At 54.1% G+C, this 16,905-nt stretch carries 16 protein-coding genes; 8 read left to right on the forward strand and 8 right to left on the reverse strand.

Annotated features, from left to right (window positions below; translation table 11 throughout):
* The first annotated feature begins 47 nt into the window (after window positions 1-47).
* Entirely contained in the window at window positions 48-890 is an 843-nt protein-coding gene (locus INF86_RS05355) for a LysR family transcriptional regulator (RefSeq protein WP_022648076.1), read from the forward strand.
* On the opposite strand, the gene INF86_RS05360 is transcribed toward INF86_RS05355, so the two are convergent.
* Window positions 877-2,382, reverse strand: a complete 1,506-nt coding sequence (locus INF86_RS05360) for a carboxylesterase/lipase family protein (protein ID WP_193543291.1) — start codon at window positions 2,380-2,382, stop codon at window positions 877-879. The genes INF86_RS05355 and INF86_RS05360 overlap by 14 nt on opposite strands.
* Before the next feature lie 42 nt (window positions 2,383-2,424).
* Window positions 2,425-3,768 (reverse strand): VOC family protein, encoded by a 1,344-nt coding sequence (locus INF86_RS05365; RefSeq protein ID WP_022648074.1) that lies wholly within the window; start codon window positions 3,766-3,768, stop codon window positions 2,425-2,427.
* A 227-nt stretch (window positions 3,769-3,995) separates the two neighbouring features.
* Here INF86_RS05365 and INF86_RS05370 point away from each other — a divergent pair, with 227 nt between their 5' ends.
* Window positions 3,996-4,919: a LysR substrate-binding domain-containing protein gene (locus INF86_RS05370; RefSeq protein WP_022648073.1), complete on the forward strand. Its 924-nt coding sequence runs from the start codon at window positions 3,996-3,998 to the stop codon at window positions 4,917-4,919.
* Window positions 4,920-4,960: 41 nt separating this feature from the next.
* Here INF86_RS05370 and INF86_RS05375 read toward each other — a convergent pair whose 3' ends face one another.
* The 3 genes from INF86_RS05375 to INF86_RS05385 all read right to left on the reverse strand — a co-directional run bounded on the left by INF86_RS05375 (window position 4,961) and on the right by INF86_RS05385 (window position 8,238).
* Window positions 4,961-6,652, reverse strand: coding sequence for a methyl-accepting chemotaxis protein (locus tag INF86_RS05375; RefSeq protein WP_193543292.1), 1,692 nt, complete (start codon window positions 6,650-6,652; stop codon window positions 4,961-4,963).
* A 159-nt stretch (window positions 6,653-6,811) separates the two neighbouring features.
* On the reverse strand, window positions 6,812-7,930 hold the full coding sequence (locus INF86_RS05380; RefSeq protein ID WP_017693450.1) for an S-(hydroxymethyl)glutathione dehydrogenase/class III alcohol dehydrogenase: 1,119 nt from the start codon (window positions 7,928-7,930) through the stop codon (window positions 6,812-6,814).
* 32 nt (window positions 7,931-7,962) lie between these two features.
* Window positions 7,963-8,238, reverse strand: a complete 276-nt coding sequence (locus tag INF86_RS05385; protein ID WP_003857256.1) for a metal/formaldehyde-sensitive transcriptional repressor — start codon at window positions 8,236-8,238, stop codon at window positions 7,963-7,965.
* A 243-nt stretch (window positions 8,239-8,481) separates the two neighbouring features.
* Between INF86_RS05385 and INF86_RS05390 the strand changes: the two genes are divergently transcribed.
* The 5 genes from INF86_RS05390 to INF86_RS05410 all read left to right on the forward strand — a co-directional run bounded on the left by INF86_RS05390 (window position 8,482) and on the right by INF86_RS05410 (window position 10,691).
* Window positions 8,482-9,087, forward strand: coding sequence for a hypothetical protein (locus INF86_RS05390; protein ID WP_063149976.1), 606 nt, complete (start codon window positions 8,482-8,484; stop codon window positions 9,085-9,087).
* A gap of 186 nt (window positions 9,088-9,273) precedes the next feature.
* Window positions 9,274-9,546 carry a YqjD family protein gene (locus tag INF86_RS05395; protein ID WP_003857263.1) on the forward strand — a complete coding sequence of 91 codons (273 nt, stop codon included), beginning with the start codon at window positions 9,274-9,276 and terminating at the stop codon, window positions 9,544-9,546.
* Between the two features lie 191 nt (window positions 9,547-9,737).
* Entirely contained in the window at window positions 9,738-9,977 is a 240-nt protein-coding gene (gene ycgZ / locus INF86_RS05400; RefSeq protein ID WP_003857265.1) for a regulatory protein YcgZ, read from the forward strand.
* Between the two features lie 112 nt (window positions 9,978-10,089).
* On the forward strand, window positions 10,090-10,389 hold the full coding sequence (locus tag INF86_RS05405) for a hypothetical protein (RefSeq protein ID WP_193543293.1): 300 nt from the start codon (window positions 10,090-10,092) through the stop codon (window positions 10,387-10,389).
* Window positions 10,390-10,412: 23 nt separating this feature from the next.
* Window positions 10,413-10,691 carry a biofilm development regulator YmgB/AriR family protein gene (locus tag INF86_RS05410; RefSeq protein WP_075208094.1) on the forward strand — a complete coding sequence of 93 codons (279 nt, stop codon included), beginning with the start codon at window positions 10,413-10,415 and terminating at the stop codon, window positions 10,689-10,691.
* An 85-nt stretch (window positions 10,692-10,776) separates the two neighbouring features.
* Here the strand turns inward: INF86_RS05410 and INF86_RS05415 are convergent, their stop codons facing one another.
* On the reverse strand, window positions 10,777-12,234 hold the full coding sequence (locus INF86_RS05415; RefSeq protein ID WP_193543294.1) for an EAL domain-containing protein: 1,458 nt from the start codon (window positions 12,232-12,234) through the stop codon (window positions 10,777-10,779).
* 286 nt (window positions 12,235-12,520) lie between these two features.
* Here INF86_RS05415 and INF86_RS05420 point away from each other — a divergent pair, with 286 nt between their 5' ends.
* Complete coding sequence (locus INF86_RS05420; RefSeq protein ID WP_023300064.1) at window positions 12,521-13,405, forward strand: hypothetical protein; 885 nt, start codon at window positions 12,521-12,523, stop codon at window positions 13,403-13,405.
* Window positions 13,406-13,438: 33 nt separating this feature from the next.
* Here INF86_RS05420 and INF86_RS05425 read toward each other — a convergent pair whose 3' ends face one another.
* Both INF86_RS05425 and INF86_RS05430 read right to left on the reverse strand, forming a co-directional pair.
* The gene (locus tag INF86_RS05425) at window positions 13,439-14,614 is read right to left on the reverse strand and encodes an HlyD family type I secretion periplasmic adaptor subunit (RefSeq protein ID WP_022648066.1); all 1,176 of its coding nucleotides are present in this window, start codon (window positions 14,612-14,614) and stop codon (window positions 13,439-13,441) included.
* The gene (locus INF86_RS05430; protein ID WP_193543295.1) at window positions 14,611-16,776 is read right to left on the reverse strand and encodes a type I secretion system permease/ATPase; all 2,166 of its coding nucleotides are present in this window, start codon (window positions 16,774-16,776) and stop codon (window positions 14,611-14,613) included. Before INF86_RS05430 ends, INF86_RS05425 begins: the two co-directional genes overlap by 4 nt.
* Window positions 16,777-16,905 lie beyond the last annotated feature (129 nt).

Here is a 16,905-nt window from a genome sequence, read left to right on the forward strand (position 1 = left end):
ATTGTTGTCATAATAGCCATGACAAAAACGCATAGCTAAGGTGAGATATGTCGCGTCGTTCATTTCCGCTTAATGCCGTAGAGACGTTTATCGTGACCGCGCGTCACCTGAATCTTACCCATGCCGCGAAGGAGCTTTGTCTGACGCAGGGGGCGGTAAGCCGCAAAATTGCCTCGCTGGAAAGCTGGTTCGGCTTCCCGCTGTTCGAACGCCATGCTCGCGGCCTGCGTCTTTCTTCACAGGGAAGCGCCCTGCTGCCGGAACTGCAATCTGCGTTTGAGCACCTGCTTAACGTTGCTGAACAGGCGCGGACGCACCAGACCGTAATTCGTCTGAAAGCGCCTACCTGCGCGATGCGCTGGCTGGTACCGCGTCTGTTACAGGTCGAGCGCGAACAGCCGGAACTCCAGATTGCGCTGACCACTACCACCGATCATAACGTCAATTTCAAAACCGAATCCTATGACGCGGCGATTGTGTTTGGAACGCACATGAGCGCCGGCGATCTGCTGTTCGAAGAGGCCTTAACCCCGGTGATGAGCCCGCTGCGGGCCGGTTCTGCGCTGGAAACACTCACCTTCCTTCACCCCACGCGGGACAAAACGGACTGGACGCTGTGGCTGGCGAAACAGCCGCGTCCGGCGCCAGCTATGCTCAAAAATCAACACTTTGAAACCATGGATCTGGCCATTACCGCCGCCATTCAGGGGCTGGGCATCGCCATTGCGGATGAAACGCTGGTGGAGGAGGACGTGCGCGCCGGACGGCTGATGCGGCCTTATGATACGAGCATAAAGACGGGGGCGAGCTACCGGCTGGTGTTACGCGACGCACCCGACCCGGAGAACGGACTGGATGCGTTTCGTGCCTGTCTGCTCAGTCGAGGCTGACGTGGTGTTTCATTACCCGTTTGAAGAGGCTCATACGGGCACGCATAAAACGGTTTTCAAGCCGAAAACCTGCATGTTTATTCACACCGATGCGTAACAACACGTCCCGCCCTTTCCGGCAGGCGGGCCAGCGTGTGGGCCCCACCAGGCTATCGCGTGCTCCCGCATCCCGGGCGAAGCTCACCCAGTAGTCCGCCACCTGAGCGGCGAAGGCCAGATCGCGTTCATTTACATACTGCCGCGAGGGTTCCACCTGCCCAAGGGTATCGAACACGTAGGGCACTTCGTTACCGTGCCAGGCGCCGTTGGTATACGTCGCGTGCTCCGCTTCGGCCACATAATCAAACCAGTATCGCCAGCACAGGCCGCCTGCCCGCTGCTGCGCCTGCATCACCACGTATCCCATGGTGGTAAAGGCCATGTCGCGGCAAACCTGCCTGCCGAGTTCCTCATCGCCCTTCACGCCCGGATAAAGCAGCTTGATCAGCCCCAGGCCAAAGCGCCGCTCGCGACGGAGCTTCTGGATCTGCCCGGCAAGATCGACCCCGAACACCGACATCACGCTGGCTTCGTCGCTGTTTGACCCAATCATCACCGGTACTGAATGCTGACGGGCAGCGAAAAAGACATCGAGCATGGCCTCAGGCAAAACGCAGTCACCCACGATGGGCGCAGGGGCGATATTCAGTGGCGAGGTCAGCGGCCAGAACGCCTCAGGCGGGATCGCGCGAAGCTGTTCCGCGGTGGCATTTTGCAGGCCAAAATGGGCAGCAATCGCTTCGCCTTTATGCATGGCCTGCTCGCGCGGGGTGTCGGGCAGCGTGTACCCGCTTTGCACAATGGCTTTATGGAACAGTCCTCCCGCAAGCGGAGAAGCCATCAGCGACAGCACGCTGCGCGCACCGGCCGACTCGCCAAATACGGTGATGTTCTCAGGATCGCCGCCGAACGCGGCAATGTTATCGCGCACCCATTCCAGGGCCTGGATCTGATCGAGCAGCGCAAAGTTATGCACCACGCGTTCTTCTTCCCCCTCAAGCGCCGGATGGGCAAAAAAGCCGAGGTGGCCGAGACGGTAATTAATTGTCACCACCACCGTGCCGCGCTTCGCCAGCGCCCTGCCGTTATACGGAGGCAGACCGCCAGCGCCGAGGGTAAATCCTCCGCCGTGCAGCCAGACCATCACCGGAAGCGGATCGGCGCGTACGACTGGCGACCAGACGTTAAGGTACAGGCAGTCTTCAGAGAACTGGCCAGGATCGCCGCCGCCCAACTCCTGACAGCTTTCGCTGCTCTGCCAGCTGGAGGCGGAGAACGCCGTCGCCGGACGCACGCCATCCCAGCGTGCAGGGGGGCGTGGGGAGCGCCAGCGCCACGGGCCAACCGGCGGTGCCGCATAAGGAATGCCACACCACACATGGGTATCGCCTTCAGTAGAACCAATTAGTGCGCCCTGGCGCGTTTCAACCACAGGGGCGGAGGGATTTTCCATACCAACCTTCTTTTTCCATCACACCCCTGCAGAGTAACGGTTTCAGAGCAAACCGCAACGCTGTTTGCTGCGCGCTTCCGCCTCCTCGTAAAGCGTAAACTCGTCGTACACCGCACAGCCGAGCGCGGCTTCGAAGGCATTGCGGCTGGCATTGCCGTGGCTGCGCGCCTGCGTTTCATTGCCAAGATTCGACTGGAAAATCCCCGCCGCGCTGACGGGCAGAAAATCCTCATAGGTGATCGGCTGCGCCACAACCCAGCCGCGTTCGATCAGCGGCTGCGGATCGTCGCCGGGACGAAACGCGTGGCGATGCGCCTCACCGGTCGGAGTCAGACGGTAGCGGAAATAAGCCAGCCCCTGTCGGCGCAGGAACATTTCGCTGTCCGGGAAAGTGCTGAAGATCTCGCGCAGGTGAAGCTGATGGGTCAGGTTGTCTTTGCCGGTCCCGGCCTGATTTAACAGACGGTCGTACAGCTCGCGCCCTTTCGGCGTAAGGGCCACGCCCCGCTGCTCAATCTCACCGAAACGCGCGGTATGCGTACCCTTGTGTTCTCCCGCGAAAAGCACCGGCTCTTCCAGCGCCTTAAAGCTGGTCTGGCGCAGGAGGATCGGCACCTCGCGGCGCGGCGGTCCTTCAATCAGGATTTTCGGCTCAATGCCGTACTTCGGCATCAGCTCCTGTACCCGGTCGATATCCAGCGTGCGCGGCGTGAGATGGTTGATATGGCACCCCGGGAAACAGACCACGTCGGCTATCAGGCGATGTTCGTTACTAAGCGCCAGATAGGTTTCCTGATCGACCGTCGCATGGCGATGCCAGCGGAAGGTTTCTAAGGCTTCCTGCACAAATTCGCGCGCCTGTGCCTCGGTAAAGTGTCCCTGTACATCATGCAGGTCGATCAGGTCCAGGCAGCGCGGCGTAAAGATGTTGCGCCGGGAGAGGATCTCTGCCGCCCTTTCGCGCAGCGCAACGTTTTCAATCAGCTCCAGGCGCAGCAGCGAGGTAAAAATGCGAAACGGATTACGGCAGAGCGCCGCATCGTCAGTCGGACGAAACGCCGTCGAGTGGACGGGGACGCCCGCCTGGGAGAGATCGTAGTAGCTGACCGGGTACATGCCCATGATGGCGAAGATCCGGCGCAGGGTGGAAAGCTCCTGCGCGGTGCCAACGCGGATCGCACCGTGACGTTCAACATTCAGGCGCGCCAGTTCGTCTGCATTTGCCAGTTGTTCATGTAAAAGTGGGTTATTTTCCAGAACCGCCAGGTTAACGTCCGCCACCAGTTCCAGCAAGGTGCCGTACTGCGGAACTTCCTGCTGGTACATCGCCGACATAGCCTGCGAAAAGTGTTCCCGAATATCATCAGCCGTGATGGTGTTCGCCATGATGTCATGCCTCCAGTGAATACTACCTGGAGTGTAGAGAAGCCCGTTCTTTTCGTTGGGAAGAATTTACAAATTGTGATCCAGGCAGACGAGTGGTCAAAGCATGGGCGTTTTCGAAAAACAGTTGTAACTCAAACAGATCAAATGTTAAAAATATTTTGCTATCAGGTTATCAAATTCAAACAACTTAACTTGTCACCCGCGTCGCTCTGTTTTTAACATCGCCTATGGAAAAAAATGGTCTGTTCAGTCAGCGCATACGCTTGCGCCATTTGCATACATTTGTGGCCGTCGCTCAACAGGGAACGCTGGGGCGAGCGGCTGAAACCCTTAACCTTAGTCAGCCTGCACTATCCAAAACGCTGAACGAACTGGAACAGCTTACCGGAACCCGCCTGTTCGATCGCGGCCGTCTGGGCGCTCAGCTTACGCTCGTAGGCGAACAGTTCCTGACGCATGCCGTTAAAGTTCTTGATGCCCTCAATACCGCCGGTCAGGCCTTAAACCGTAAAGAAGAGCAGGCCAGCGACATCGTGCGCGTGGGGGCACTGCCAACGGCGGCGCTGGGCATATTGCCTGCGGCGATCGGCCAGTTCCACCGCCAGCAAAAGCACGCCACGCTTCAGGTCGCGACCATGAATAACACCATGCTGCTGGCGGGCCTGAAGTCAGGGGAGCTCGATCTGGGCATTGGCCGGATGTCCGATCCGGAACTGATGAGCGGCCTGAATTACGAACTTCTGTTCCTGGAATCACTGAAGCTGGTCGTGCGTCCGAATCATCCCCTGTTGCAGGATACCGTCACATTAAGCCGCGTAATGGAGTGGCCGGTGGTAGTCTCCCCGAAAGGAACGGTTCCGCGTCAGAATGCGGAAGCGTTGCTGCAAATGCAGGGCTGCACGCTGCCTTCAGGGTGTATTGAAACGCTCTCGGCGTCTCTTTCGCGCCAGCTGACGGTGGATTATGACTACGTGTGGTTTGTGCCGTCCGGCGCGGTGAAGGACGATCTGCGACGCGGCGTGCTCACCGCGCTGCCGGTAACCTCACCCGGCGCAGGAGAACCCATTGGGATCCTGACGCGGGTAGATGCCCCGCTCTCTGAAGGCGCCCAAACGCTGTTAAGCGCCATTCGTAAGTCAATGCCTCTCTGACCCTAAACGCAGAACCCGCCGCGAGGGCGGGTCTGTCTTACTCAGAACGTTTCCCAGTTATCACCTGAGACAGCCGCCGCCGGGGTTAAAGGCGCGGGTTTTGCTGCGGTTGCGGTGGCTGTAGTCCGTCCTGCGCGCGCCCCGTTGAGACGAAACGCGCCAACGGCTTCCGTCAGACGCGCGCCCTGCTCTTCCAGCGAGGCCGCCGCCGCAGAGGCTTCTTCCACCAGCGAGGCATTCTGCTGCGTCACCTTATCCATCTCGGAAATCGCCTGGCTCACCTGAACAATGCCGCGGCTCTGCTCATCGGACGCGGCCGCAATCTCCAGCATAATATCGGTGACGCGTTTAACCGCCTCGACGATCTCATTCATGGTATTGCCCGCCGCAACCACCTCCCCGGAACCCTGATCGATAAGCGATACCGATTCATTAATCAGGCTTTCAATCTCTTTCGCCGCGTTCGCGCTGCGGCTTGCCAGGGTGCGGACTTCACTCGCCACGACCGCAAAGCCGCGTCCTTGTTCACCCGCACGCGCCGCCTCGACCGCCGCATTGAGCGCGAGAATATTGGTCTGGAACGCGATGCTGTTAATCACGGCGGTAATTTCAGAGATCTTCTTCGAGCTGGTGGAAATATTACCCATGGTTTTCACCACGCCGGAGACCATCTGCCCCCCGCGGCTGGCCTTACCGGAGGCATCTTCTGCAAGTTTACTCGCATGATGCGCGTTATCGGCGTTTTGCTTCACCGTCGCGGTGAGCTGCTCCATGCTGGCCGCCGTCTGTTCGATGGCCGCCGCCTGCTGTTCGGTTCGGGATGAGAGATCGGTATTACCCGCGGAGATCTCACTGGTTCCCCGGTAGATCTTCTCCGCCCCCTGCCGCACCGTGCCCACGGTTGTCACCAGCGCGTGCTGCATTGTTTGCAGATCGCGCGTCAGGCGGCCAATTTCGCTGCGCCCGGTCGGTTCGTCCGGCATGGTCAAATCGCCTTTCGCGATATTTTCGATACGCGTAGCGGCTCGCTGAAGCGGGTTTATCACCGTACGGCGCAGCACCACAAAGGTGATCACCGCCAGCGCCAGCGCCAGGCCAAACGCGCCGAACATAAACATCAGCCCCAGCCGGGTGCGGGTGTGAGCCTGCGCCGTCAGTGCGTTGGCGCGTTCGGTGCGGATTTTTATCGCCTTCAGCAGCACCGCGTTATAGGCATCGTCCAGCGGACGCGCGGTCTCATTTTCATGGTTGATAATGGCTTCAAACATGCCGTTTTTGGCATATTTCAGCATCGGCTGCATACCGGCGATGTAGGCGTCATAGCGGGCTTTCAGATCGCCATCCAGCGCTTCATCAGCCTGAGTGCGAACGGTGCGCTTCATATAGGCGGCAAATCCATCCTGCGACTGCCTGATGCGGGTCTCAGCCTCAGCGATGTTTTGCTTCATCGCCTCCATCTCCGCGATGCGGCTCGCCGCCCCCGCGTGGATCATGTTGATACGGGCGGTGCGTAAATGGTTGGAACTGTTTGACAGCCCGGTGCGCACCTGGATTTCTGCTGTGACATCCTGCTGATCGTTATCGGCCTGGAGCAGGAAATAGCCTGCCAAACCCGAGCTCAAGGCAAACAGGAGAATAATGCCACCGAGAATGGAGGAAAACAGCGGAACCAGCCGGATGTGATGCAAGAAACTCAGCTTGTGCTGCGCCTGCATCGATGTTGTGTTGTCCATGACCGTCGACTCTCTTATAGGTAAGATGCGTAAAAACACGCCTGTAAAAGAGTCATCGGCACAGCGGGGAATTAGATTACGCCTAAAAGCGCCAGACAGGTCACACTTTAGAGAAGATCAGGGAAGAAATGCCAGCGGGAAAAACCGCTGGCAGAATAATCAGTTGTCGCCGAAATGGATGACGGTACGAATGGATTTTCCTTCGTGCATCAGATCGAAAGCTTCGTTGATCTGCTCCAGCGGCAGGCGGTGCGTAATGAACGGATCGAGCTGAATTTTGCCGACCATCGCATCTTCAACCATGCCCGGCAGCTGTGTACGGCCTTTCACGCCGCCAAATGCCGACCCGCGCCATACGCGCCCTGTCACCAGCTGGAAGGGACGGGTTTTAATCTCCTGACCCGCGCCGGCCACACCGATAATGATGCTCTCACCCCAGCCTTTGTGGCAGCACTCCAGCGCTGAGCGCATCACGTTGACGTTGCCGATACATTCGAAGCTGAAATCCACGCCGCCGTCGGTCAGCTCAACGATCACGTCCTGAACCGGTTTGTCATAGTCTTTCGGGTTGATGAAGTCGGTCGCACCCATCTCACCTGCGAGCTTAAATTTCTCCGGGTTGGTATCCACAGCAATGATACGCCCAGCTTTCGCCTGTACCGCGCCCTGGATGACCGCCAGACCGATCCCGCCCAGGCCGAACACCGCCACGGTGTCACCCTCTTTCACTTTCGCCGTGTTATGCACCGCGCCGATACCGGTGGTGACACCGCAGCCGAGCAGACAGACTTTATCCAGCGGGGCCTGCGGATTCACTTTCGCCAGTGAGATCTCGGCGCACACCGTGTATTCGCTGAAGGTGCTGGTCCCCATGTAGTGATAGATTGGCTCGCCGTTATAGGAGAAACGGGTGGTACCGTCCGGCATAAGACCTTTGCCCTGCGTGGCGCGCACGGCCTGACAGAGGTTAGTTTTGCCGGATTTGCAGAACTTACACTCGCCGCACTCTGCGGTGTAGAGCGGGATCACATGGTCGCCGGGCTTCAGGCTGGTAACGCCTTCACCCACTTCCACCACCACACCGCCCCCTTCGTGGCCGAGCACCGCCGGGAATACGCCTTCCGGATCGTCACCGGAGAGGGTAAACGCATCGGTATGGCAGACGCCGGTGTGAGTAATTTTGATCAGCACTTCGCCTTTCTTCGGCGGAGCAACATCAATTTCAACGATTTTCAGCGGCTGGCCTGGGCCGAACGCGACAGCTGCGCGAGATTTCATGATGTCTTTCCCTTGTTGTGAGGTGTGTGGGTTTATTTTAGATAAGAGCGCAGCAAATGGCCGACTTCCGCCATCCGCACTGCCCGCTGATCCGGGGTGGTCTCCCCCGTCACCAGCTCATCTTTGAGGTGAATTTCAACCATTTCACCCATCAGGCCATTGGCAGCACCGCGCACGGCGGCAATTTGCTGCAGAATGGCGAGACAGGGATCGCCCGACTCCAGGGCGCGTTCAAGGGCATCAACCTGGCCTCGAATGCGGCGGACGCGGGTCAGAATACGTTTTTTATCTTCGGGTGAATGCGGCATACGCCCTCCTGATACTATAGGGGGGTATGGTACCTTGTATGTTATTGCCCTGTAAACCACAAGATAGAGACGCTGCAATGAGCACATCGCCGGCAAGGAACAAAAGATATTTAGGGTTTATTCTGGCCGCTACGAATCCTATTTAGCTCGTAATGTTAAAATTCCGCACTTATATGGCACGATGTGAACAGAAATAACATTCTCGTCACCTAACATACTGCTACAAACAAAATGGTGGTGTTAATGATTGTACTAAAGAGCTTTTTATTCTTTGTTGGCGCGGCGGTCGCATGCGCGCTTATTATACTTTGTCTTTGGGTTGATATGCGGTTTGTCGGCCATGATATTCCGGAATTATCACTGACCGAAATTATGCAGGAAACGGTATTAGCGACTATCGTGTTTCTCCATTTTCGTCTGGCGAAAATGGATGAATCCATGCGTTACTGTAATATACTGGTTGGCGGTTTTTTCCTGACGATGTTAATTCGTGAACTGGACGCGCTTTTTGACCTCATTTCTCATGGGAGTTGGGTGTGGTTCGCGCTGATTACCGCTCTGCTGGCTATAATTCGCCCCGTTATGCATTTTCGCACTACCCTGGAACAGCTGGCAAAATACACGCAATCCCCCTGGTACGGTATTCTGTTGAGCGGCCTGCTGGCTGTACTGGTCTTCTCCCGTCTCTTTGGAATGCAGGTGCTGTGGCACGCCATTCTGGAGCATGGCTATATGCGTGTCGTGAAAAACGCCGTGGAGGAAGGTTCGGAATCGTTCGGCTATATGCTGTGCCTGGCCGCATCCCTTGGCTATTACATTACCTTTCGCGCTAACGCAGGAGAGAAATAGTCTCTTCCCGCTACGTAGACAGAGACGGCGAGGGAAATATTTATCCACTCCATCCTTAGGGCGTTATGGTGGACATGTAAGAAAGACATATCCTAAAAAGAGGTAATCAGGCGTCGATTTCAGCGAATTCTCTCTCACTCTTGCCATCAGCGTCTATCCTTAGACTATCAACAAAAGGAGGCTGGAATGTCTGATTTCGACACTGATAAAAATGCACAATACGCTGGCGATAAAGCCAAAAACAAACTTGATGAATTATCCGGCTCTGCGCAGCAGCAGTTTGGTGAATTCGTTGATTCCCCTAAACATCAGGTGAAAGGTGCAGCGAAAAAATATGCTGCCCAGGCCAGTGATGCCGTCTCGGATGTTACTGAAGCCGTCAGAAATAACCCGTTAACGGGCTTAATCGCTGCGGGTGCGGTAGGCATCGTTCTGGGACTTCTGCTGGGACGGAAATAATTTCAGGCCCTCCGGGGCCTTTTCTTTTCCCCACGTTTTTCTCCCTCTCTTCCCCCCTAATTTTGATAGTTCTTCTGACAAATCCCCGAACTGCACGAAAAACTTGTACAATTTAGATGTACAGATTTGACCGGATAGTATAAATTCGATGCCAGTGATGTTACAAAATTGTTTGTCAACGGTGGAAAATTATGCGTCGCAACCATGCTCCCTCTACAGCAGAAAGCGCTATAACCTTGTATTTTAACAAGGATAATGTCCCAACACAGCAGGAAACCCTTGGTGCCATCGTCAGTGAGATCATCAAAGAAAATGTACAACTGAGCAGAATGACAATTTGTACAAAGCTGTTGCGCAGAATTGAAGAATCAACGTCTGACGTTGAGAAAGCGCACTATAACGGTTTGATAGCCCTCTTCTTCGAGCGTTAACCTGAACACTGTTTTTAACTTACTAAGTTAGTCATGCTGAGTGAGAATAGAGCATCTGGATGCGATGACTAACCCCATGCTACAGCCGCGTGTAGCAGAGTGAGATTAAGCTATGCATAGAACTAAATTTGAACGACTTAAGGATGACCTTATCGGTGAGGCCGTATTATCCATACTGAAAGAGAACGGACCTATTACCTTTGCGTCTCTTGCTAATCGCCTGCTGGCGATGGCTAACGTTGAATCAAATGATGAGCGTAAAAATGCATTGATTGCCGCTGAAGATGAAGTGCGCCAGCGTGTAACCGACGTATCGCACGACCGGGGAAGAGTGATGGGCGATTATGATATTGGCCGCATGCGCTCTCTCTTTACTCACAACACGCTTCTGAGCCCAAATAAGAAACACTAATTTTAACCGAGACGGTGACCACCATGAGTAAAGCGACTATGCACCAGACGTATAATTTTGAAGCCCTGCACGATAAAGGACTGGCGGAACACTTTCTTAATGCTGGAAAGCATCTCAGTGGTGAAGTTGAAGTGTTAGGCTCGGCAATACGCTGTATTATGCTGACCGGTGACAACCTTTCGAATAAAGAGATCATCCTGCAACTGATTCACGCCCTTGAAATTACCGAGGAGCCTGAAGCCTGCGATGTCATTCGCAACACACTTGAAATTGTTGTCGGCTTTACGCGTGATGATATCTGAGAATACACTATTGCGACGGTGATTGAGTGTTTTTTACTGGTGGTCGAATACTGTAGTCTGTCGTACCACCAGCATAGTGAAGCCGTTAACTAAATAGCCGTACCATTCGATCCAACTCTTCTTCTTTAACCGCGTGGGAAAGATAATAACCCTGGAATCGCTTAACCCCTAACGCGACAAGTTTTTCAAATTTTTCTTCGCTATCGACGCCTTCCGCAACGCATTCGGTCCCCGTCATGTCGCTGTAAACCTGTATCGCTTTAATAATGCTATAGTCTTTGTCATTAGCCACAAAGTGCTCAACAATATCGCGATCAAGCTTTAGTCCATCAACATTAATCAGTCTGATGGGCAACATAGCATGATATTTTGAAAAACAGTCATCCAGAAAAAGCCGACATCCCTCGGCGCGTAAACGCTGGAGTGTTTCGGGAATATTTTTATCCTTTGTTACGTCAATCGTTTCAGCTAGTTCAAAGACTAGTTTCCCGGCCCACTGCGGTTTGAGTAACATTTCGACGGCCTTTTTGGCCATCCCCGGCAGCGCGTTTCCCGAAGCAAGTTGAGGAGGAATGTTAACTGAAAAATAATATTTTCCATTGTATTTATTGATACCTGATACGGCCGCATGGATGACTAACGCCGTTAGCTTGAGCCATATTTCACTATTTTTTATCCCTCCCAGAAAATAGGTTGGCTTCAGGATCTCACCTTTTTTACGCCAGCGCAGCAGGATTTCAAATCCAACTCCTTTTTTATCACTATCAGTGATAATTTGATAAGCCGCAAAGATTTCCCGTTTATGTAACGCTTGTAATATATCTATTTCCGTTTCCGAAAACACTTTTGTTTTATTTTTTCCTGCACAAACCTCATCTCTGAAAACGCGAGAGTCGCTAAACCATACTCTGATAATATATAATTTACCCAAACCCACCTTGCGATGGGTATAAATAGTTTTATCTGACAGCCCTAACCTCTTACTCTGCTCTTTTATGGAAATACCCCGATAGAAATTCAGTAGCACGGTTAACTCGCGATGTGTTAACCCATGCAAATTTTCTTTACCCTCCTTGTCTGGTTCGTTACGCAACAAGCGTGAAGGGCCAGCACGCTCATCTGTCTCATTTTTTACAAAGCCCATTATTTCTGTAATATTCTCTACCCTGATCGTGGAAAGCTTTTTTGTATTATTAACGAGACTTCTCAACGTTGCATTAAGCCATCGCTCAGGTAGTGCACCATACAGGGTGACCCTGCAAATCACCGGCAGTGCATTCAGAACGGATACCAAGCGCTTCAGGCTTTCAAGAAAAGTAGCAACGTCACGACCAAGGAAAACCGAAACCTCGGGCGATTGATTTTCCATCATTTTTTCAACGTCAACGGAACATATTTCATCCTCTTCAAAATGGAGTCGCGTGGCGTGTACGCCTCGAGATTTCAGAAGCAGGCTATACCCTTCAAAGGTGAAACCGCAGGCTGAAATAACAAACCGTTGCTTGTAGCAAGTACCTTGCACAGAGGGTAAATTTTGAGACATAACCTGCTCCTGAGAATACAAACATCATTCCCATATGTAATTAAAGCCAATATTCCTTGTCGCATTGAATAATTTTACCGCACCCCATTTGGTTAATAAACCGTTATCAATGTTATGCACATGAACATCTTTGCGTTAATCAACCGACTCATCCATATGCAGCATAAATATCATTTTCTTTTCATATAACAACAGTAACCAGGACTTTCTCAAGGTATAATGAAAATTCCGAAAAAGAAGTCCGGACACTTCTTCTCATCGGCTCAGACAAAAAAGAGAAAATGCTATGGATAATCACATCTCATCCAGAGCTTTGCTACATCGACGGGATGTCATTAAAAACAACCCGCGATTTAGTGAAGCTATAATAGAACACTACAGAATCAATGACGCCATTTATAAAAAACAACCCCTGTTCTACAAAACGATGCTTCAGGAATCACGGTTCAATATAATACTCTCAATATGTTGTTTTGTTTTTGGCAATCAGGCTGAGTCGGTCTCGGAGATTAAGGCACTGTGCTCACGCTATAATATCGCCAGCCCTAACAGCGTTATTGCGATCATCACCATACTTAAAACCACCGGGCGAATTAAGACCTGGCGCTGTACCGAAGATCGGCGAAAAACAAAAATCGCGCCTACGGAAAAAGGACTGGATGAGCTTAAACGCTATATGTCCGGGGCGTTCACGCCTGTTAGCATTCTTTATCCGACATTCAACATTAATGTTAATCTTCTGGACAATGACACACTCAGGCACAACTTTTTCCGGCGCGCCGCAGAATACCTTTTCCGCGGATTAACATTCAGTAAAGTACTTCCGGAGGTGGGTTTATTTATTGATAAGGATGGTGGCCGAATGATTATGCTCTATCTCTATTTGCAGGCCATTAAAAACAAAACAGCATACGGTGCCATAATAGCGTATTCAGCCAGCACACTTGCAAAAGAATTTTTCGTCTCGCGTATTCACGTCAACCGCATTATCAAATCGGCACAGGAGGCTGGTTATCTTAAAGATCGTGGCGATGGCCGGATGTCCATTTACCCGGCATTTATCGAACTTGTCGAAAATTATGCCGGTTTATATTTTGCCTATGTCACACATTACATCAATGTGGTGCCAAAAGAACGACGCCATGCTGTCAACATGACGTCTACACTCTGATCTGACGGGCGTTCGGCTTGCTGAACGCCTTTTTTATCGCTCGCGCAGCGCCTCTTTTGCCTTATTTAACGGTTTCAGCAGATAATCAATGACGGATTTACTGCCGGTTTTGATATCAACCGTAGCTATCATGCCCGGAAACACCGGGAATTCCTTGCCCTGCCGGTTAGTCAGATGGTTACTGTCTGTACGGATATAAACGCGATAATAATAAACATCCCGTTTCACCTCGTCCTGAAGGGTATCCGGTGAAATCATCGTCACCTCCCCCTCCAGCCCGCCGTAAATGGAGTAGTCATAAGCGGTGATTTTCACCAGCGCTTTTTGCCCGGGATGGATAAACGCGACATCGCGCGGCGAGATTTTCGCTTCTATCACCATCTGGTCATCAAGCGGTACCAGGCTCATCAGTTTGCCGTTCGGCGGGATCACCCCGCCAACCGTCGTCACGTCAATGTCTTTCACGATGCCACGCACCGGCGCATTAAACGTTAAGCGGGTGAGTGAGTCTTCGCGCCCTTTCATCACCGAACGCTGCGCTTCGATTTCCGCGTTCGCTTTCGCCAGTTCTTCGCGGGCGCGAACGTAGTACTGGTTTTTCATCTCGGTGATTTTGCTCTCCAGCTCATTTTTTTGGCGTTCAAGGCGTAAGACTTCGACCTTACTGGCCGCCCCCTGCGTCACCAGCGGGCGCGTTAATGCCAGTTCACGCTGCACGAGATCCGCTCCCTGGCGTAAACCCGCCAGCCCTTTTTCAAGGCTTTCGCGACGAGACTGGTAAAGCGCCGTTTCCTGTTTAACCAGCTCAACGTCGTCATCCAGCTCTGCCGGGAATGTCAGCCCGGTGTCGTTCACTTCAGCATTCAGACGCGCGGCTGTCGCCATCGCAGCATTTAATCGAGACTCGCTCTCAAGCACGCTGGACTCGGTTTTCGTCCGGTCCAGTTGGGCAAGCTGTTGACCACGCTCGACGATATCGCCTTCGCGCACCATCAGACTGTGGATAATCCCCCCTTCCAGGGACTGGATCACCTGCTCGTGGGAGGACGGGATCACCTTGCCACTGCCCGTAGTGACCTCATCCAGCTGGAACAGGCTGGCCCAGGTAATAAACACCACCAGCAGGGCAAACAGCGACCATGCCACCAGCGACGATCGCGGCAGGCGGGGCTCCTTCAGTCGGCTATTAAAGCGGGAGAAATCATTCATGCCACGCCCTCCGTTTTCAGTTTAACCGTGCGCTGCTGCGCCTGCTGCGGGGCCATTCCGTGCTGGCGTAAAATGGCATCACGAGGGCCATCCATCACCACTTTGCCGTTTTCCAGCACGATGATGCGGTCAACCAGGTCCAGAATCGGCAGACGATGCGTCGCCACCACCAGCGTCCGGCGCTTACCGAGCCACTGGTGCAGATGCTGGATAAACTGCTTCTCGCTGACCTCATCCAGCCAGGCGGTGGGTTCATCCAGCAGCAGAATATTCGGCGAGGTGATCAGCGCGCGGGCCAGCAGCAGCGCCTGACGTTGCCCGCCGGAAAGCCCCATTCCGCCCTCGTTGATGATGGTGTTCAGCCCCATTTTCTGCTTGCGCACAAACTCCAGCGCGCCGCTATTGACCAGCGCCTGATGGATTTCCTCGTCTGTCGCCAGCGGATTACCCATCAGGATGTTGTCGCGTACGGAGCCGAAGAACAGCCTCGCCTGCTGACTGAGCAGCTGCATATCGCGGCGTACGTCAGCCGGGTCAAGATGATTGAGAGCAATATCGTCCAGCAAAATGCTGCCCTGCTGTGGCTCCTGCATTCCCGCCAGCAGGTGCAGCAAAGTGCTTTTCCCCGAACCATTCCGCCCGAGCACCGCCACGCGCTCCCCGGCGCGAATGCGCAGTTTGCTGACGTTCAGCACGGTGAGCTTCTCTTCTTCGTCGTAATAAAACCCGACGTCGTCCAGCTGATAATCACCGCGCAGGTGGGCTTTATGCACTTTTTTGCCGTGCTGGGGATCGTCAATCGGACGCTGCATCAGGTCATCCAGTCCCTTGCGGGCCACCTTTGCTGACTGCCAGCGGGAGAGCACGCCGGAAATCTGCGACAGCGGCGCAATGGTGCGGGACGCCAGAATCGAGGTGCCCACCAGCGCACCGGTGGTCATGTCGCCGCTGATGACCAGGTAACAGCCCACCAGCAGCACCACGGCGTAGACGATAGATTGCACCTCCTGGGTCCAGGTCAGCAGCAGCCCCGTCAGCCAGCGCTGTTTCATGCCGACGCTGGCGGCAACGTCATTGGTGTTATTCCACTGGTTCTGGAACCGCTGCTCGGCGCGCATCAGCTTGATGTCCTCAAGCCCCTGCACCGCTTCCACCAGCGTGGCGTTACGAATCGCCGATTCACGCATCCCTTCGCTGGAGAGTTTTCCCAGCGGGCGCTGCACCAGCAGGCCGGGAATGAGCAGCAGCGGCACGGCCAGCAGCACCACCAGCACCAGCGGGCCGCCAATCATCCACAGAATGAAGACGAACAGCAGGAAGAACGGCAGATCGGAGATGGCTGCAATGGTGGTGGAGGTGATCAGCTCCCGCACCGACTCCAGCTCGCGGATCTGGGCGATAAACGACCCGGTCGATTTCGACCGTGCGCCGTTTTTAATCCGCAGGGCGTGGGCAAACACGCGCTCGGAAATACGCAGGTCGGCGCGTTTCCCTACCACATCCGAAATATGCACCCGCAGCATGCGCATGATGAATTCAAACACGATAGCGATCATCACGCCCCCAAACAGCACCCACAGCGTGGCCTCCGACTGGGACGGCACCACCCTGTCATACACCTGCATGGAAAAGACCATGCCGGAGAGCGCCAGCACGTTGGCGACCAGCGCCACCAGCATAATGTCGCTGTAGCGACGCCAGTCTTTCAGCGCCAACTGCCAGAACCAGTTTTTCTCATAGGGTTTGATGTAATCATCCACGCGCGCATCCGGCGTGGACTCCAGGGGACGCAGCACCATCAGCCCTTTTAACCGCGAACCGAGTTCGTCACGCGTCAGCGTCGTCTCCAGGCCGCCGTCGCCGCTGAACTGCACGCTGATGTTCCCTTCATTGTCCATACGGTTGATGACCGCGATTTGCCCGCCGGTGAACTCCGCCAGCAGCGGTAAGCGCCACGGGTCGAGCGATACGGCTTCCGCCGCTACCCAACGCATCCCCAGCCCAAGCTGGCGCGCCATCTCCTCCAGCACCAGCTGGCGCGAAGACTGGCTTTCATGGTTAATCGTGACCCGAACATGCTCCGCCGAAAAATCTAGCCGATAGTGCTTAGCGATGATGAGCATGCCCTGCAACCAGGGTTCGTACTGTGGATGTGTCTTCATAATGCTACGTCCTGTTCAGGGCGATGATTTCGCACTGAAATGATACCTTTGCGGGATGATTAGAAATCGAACGTTGCCTAAACGAGCCCGCAAAATAATCTTGTGAAATAGAGGGTTATGGCTATTAAT

The organism is Enterobacter cloacae complex sp. I1M, from assembly GCF_014982425.1.
Lineage (GTDB): Bacteria > Pseudomonadota > Gammaproteobacteria > Enterobacterales > Enterobacteriaceae > Enterobacter > Enterobacter intestinihominis.